The organism is Mesorhizobium sp. M5C.F.Ca.IN.020.32.2.1 (assembly GCF_004023105.1).
Lineage (GTDB): Bacteria > Pseudomonadota > Alphaproteobacteria > Rhizobiales > Rhizobiaceae > Mesorhizobium > Mesorhizobium wenxiniae.
Map to the genome: position 1 here is coordinate 1 of NZ_RZSX01000682.1, position 3,531 is coordinate 3,531.

Genomic DNA, 3,531 nt, shown 5'->3' on the forward strand with positions numbered 1-3,531 from the left:
CGCACTGGCGGTTCAATAGAGGCGTAATTCGTCACCAGTGTCTGTTGCTCGCGGGGGGAAACCCGCCCGGCCTTGAAGGCGCAAGGTATCGAGGCGAACGACTGATCGTTAGATAAGCATACGCCCCACAATTGCCGAGCTTGGCCTTGGATTGCGGCCCGGCGCTGTGGTCGTACAGATCGGACTGACATTCGCATTTCTACCTCGCAGGCAGCATCGACGCGAACTAATCGGCTGAACGTCCGAAATGGGTGGAATCTGTCTCGTCGATCGGAACGAGCAGGTAACACCAGGAACGGCCCTCCCCGAATGACCGGAGTGGGGCCGAATGCTGACTGGCAGCTTTGAGGTTCGAATCATAAAAAGCGGACCTTCGGGCCCCCGCGAGTACCGACGTGATCTGACCCAAACCGGCGCTTGCAGAGCCGATTTGGCGGCTCGTAAGCGGATGTTGACTGGACCAGCGACTTTGCCGCGTTCTTGTCGCTCCAATTGAAATCGGCTACGGCACTAGGTGACCCCGCTCCAGTCATTCCCAAAGCCGTGGGCTTCTCCAAGCCGCCGATCAGCGGCATGGAAGTGGCATGTCCCTTAGCCTGCTTGAGCGCGGCGAACGTCCAGACGGGGCGATTCTGACGTCGCGACTTTGCCAAGCTGGAAGACCTCCGTCGCTTCGCCGCGCCCCCGCAACCTGTGCTTGCCCGCCGGGATCGTTTCGAACTTTTCGTCGAGCCGCGACGCGGTCTCGCCGGAAATCGCGATGGCGGTCGCAGCATCCGGTTCGAGCTGCTTGCCGAGGTCCTGCAGCCGCTGGCTGACGTTCACGGTGTCGCCGACTATCGTATAGTTGACGCGGTCGGATGCGCCAATGTTGCCGACGATGACGGAGCCCGTATGGATGCCGATGCGGACATGAAGCGGAGGCCGGCCTTCGCCGGCCGCTTCCAGATTGTCCTTCTCCAGCTCCTCGCGAATGGCCGCGGCGGCGCGGACGGCCGCGGCGGCATGGCCCTTCAGACGGTCCGGCGCGCCGAAGAATGCCAGCATGCCGTCGCCCAAGAACTTGTCAACCGTGCCGCCATGCGTGTCGACCTCGCGGCACAGGATTTCGAAATGATGGTTGAGGAGTCTGGCCGCAGCGGCAGCGTCCATCCGCTCCGACAGCGTGGTGAAACCGGCGATATCGGTGAACATGACAGTCACGACCGCCTCGCGCGGTTCGGCGATGCCGATCTCTCCGGTGCGCACCAGCTTGGCCACCAGCGAGCGCGGAATATAGGTCGAGAATGCACGCAGACCGATCAGCATAGCATTGAAGGCCGAAGCCTGGTTGTCCAACTCCAGCACCCTGCTGCGCGGCAGCGGGGTCACGCCGTCGAGATCGAAATCGGCGACGCGCGTGGCCTGGCCGGCGATCGCCTGGATCGGTCGCGACAGGCGCCTGCCAAGCAGGATCGCGACTATGACCGCCACGGCCATCGCCCCAAGACCGAGCAGGGCCGATCCCATGACGCGCTCGATCTCGTCGCTGATCTGGCTGGTCTCGAAATACGCGCCGAGCGTCCAGGGCTCGTCGCCATAGCCTGCGATCTTGCGGGTAATGGCGATGTACGTGGTGTCGCCGCTCCACTCGGACGCATTGTCCACGCTCAGGTCGATCTCGGCGATTTCTATGTCGCGGGCGTGGCGCGTGTCGAACTCCCGCTCTACCTTGCGGGAGCCATATGCGGCCAATACCGGATCGCCATACGTGGCCAGCGGCGTCAGTGGCAGGACGCCATTCTTCAGAGCGTCGGGATCGGCCAGCCTTTGGTCGGCGAGCACGCGATCTTCGCCATCGAGAATGAAGGCATGCGTGCCAAATCGCGATGACAGTTCCCGCGTGATATCGGACAGTTTCTGCAATTCGACCGCCGCGATCACCCAGGCCTGCGTCACGCCATCACGTGCCAGCGGCACGGAGACATGCGCGTATAGCCCGAACTCGTTAGCCACGAACGCACCCCATTGGCGTCCGTCGACCTTTCTGCGTTGCTCGAGGGCGGCGCGGACTTGGGACGACTTCTCGGGCTCGGCCGGAAAATGCTCGATCGCGCCCGTTGAAACGTTGTTTTCGACGGACCGCGCGGCGCCGCGGCAGACGAGGTCGGGGGTGCAAATCAGCGTCGCCTCGACCCCCGAAGCGGCAGCCAGAGCACCGGCAACGGCTGCAGACATCGCCTCGTCGTCGATCTGGAACTCGCCCTGGGCATACAGCTGCGCGATGCCGTCCACCGCGTTCTCGGCGTCTCCCATCTCGGCGCGCAGCGAGTCCTCCATCGCATCGATCAGGAGTGTCGACTGGGCGCCGAGCAAGTCGAACGTGTTGCGAAAATTGGCGCCGACCGACAATGCGAGCACGCCGCCGACCGACAGGAATACGAGGCTGCCAAAACTCAACGCCATGATGACTGCAATGGGGATGCGACGCCGCTTCTTTTCGGGGCGGGCCAGACGCACTGGTTGTGCGGAGGTGCTCATGCAGCCAATGTCGCAATGCGCCACCGGATTGCAAGCCCGGCGACGGCTTTAAGAGAGGGCGCGCCCCGAATGCAGCCTCCTTGCTTGCTTCGGTGCCTAACGCATCAACCCAATGTTCACTTCGGAAAAATGTTCTCAATTTCTGCTTATGGCGCCAGAAGCGGACCTCCACAAGCGGCCAGGAATTTCACCCGATTCTTTGAGGCACACGAACTGAGTTCCGCCGTGTGTTTAATTCGCGGGCGGCAGTCGGCCGCTGTTCCATCCCGTCAGCATTTTTTTGGAACGGCTGGGCCAACCTTGTGTTTTCGTCCTCAATGTGGACAGCTACGCCGCGGTACTATTTCTTTTGCGAGCACGAGGCAGGCGTTATTCCCGATTTGGATGGAATGGATCTTAAGGACGAGCCTGCCGCACTTGCCCAGGCGATGGTGGCTGCAGGGGATCATGCGGTCGAATTCCCTGGTAGGCCGCGAAGCGCTCGTCGGAACCATTTTGCTCGTGAAGGACAAGGAGCAACGCTGTTCAGAATGCCTTTGATCGATCACGGCGAATAGTGCTCCGTGAGACTGATCCGCTTGTGGCGTTCGTCGGGCAAATCAAGGGACCGCACATAACCGGTCGACCATACGCCGCGGCATCGGTGCAGGAGCGGTGTAGCGGCGGGGCTTTCCGCCACGCGAGCAGTGGCATGGCAGCAAAGGCTCGACCCGATTCCTGCTTACCGGTCTGGGTGGGCCAAGCGAACACCGGGTCGCCTCCCGCCGAGCACGCGCGCTAGAGGCTTCGCTACAGCCAATACGGTCGGACGCCGTAGTAGTCGTAAACGCGGCGGCCACTCTCGGCATTCCAGTCGAAATCCTGGTCGCGACCATAGCGCGGAGCGCCTTCAACTTGCTCCTTCGTGATGTCAATGCGGAAGCCTGCAAGGCTCTCGTCATAGTCGAGCTTCTGCCACGGCAGCGGATAGTAGTCGTCGCCAATTCCAAGAAAACCACCAAAGCTGAGAAC

The 3,531-nt window shown here is 62.0% G+C and carries 1 protein-coding gene and 1 pseudogene; both read right to left on the reverse strand.

Features of this window, described 5'->3' with window-relative positions; all coding sequences use genetic code 11:
* Window positions 1-591 precede the first annotated feature (591 nt).
* Window positions 592-2,520: an adenylate/guanylate cyclase domain-containing protein gene (locus EOA86_RS26900; RefSeq protein WP_245497383.1), complete on the reverse strand. Its 1,929-nt coding sequence runs from the start codon at window positions 2,518-2,520 to the stop codon at window positions 592-594.
* Window positions 2,521-3,309: 789 nt separating this feature from the next.
* Window positions 3,310-3,531, reverse strand: a pseudogene (locus EOA86_RS26905) (PRC-barrel domain containing protein); the annotation flags it as partial.

Bases quoted from the DNA above. Each gene is read 5' to 3' on its own strand.
- EOA86_RS26900 (WP_245497383.1), bottom strand. From the start codon at position 2,520: ATGAGCACCTCCGCACAACCAGTGCGTCTGGCCCGCCCCGAAAAGAAG.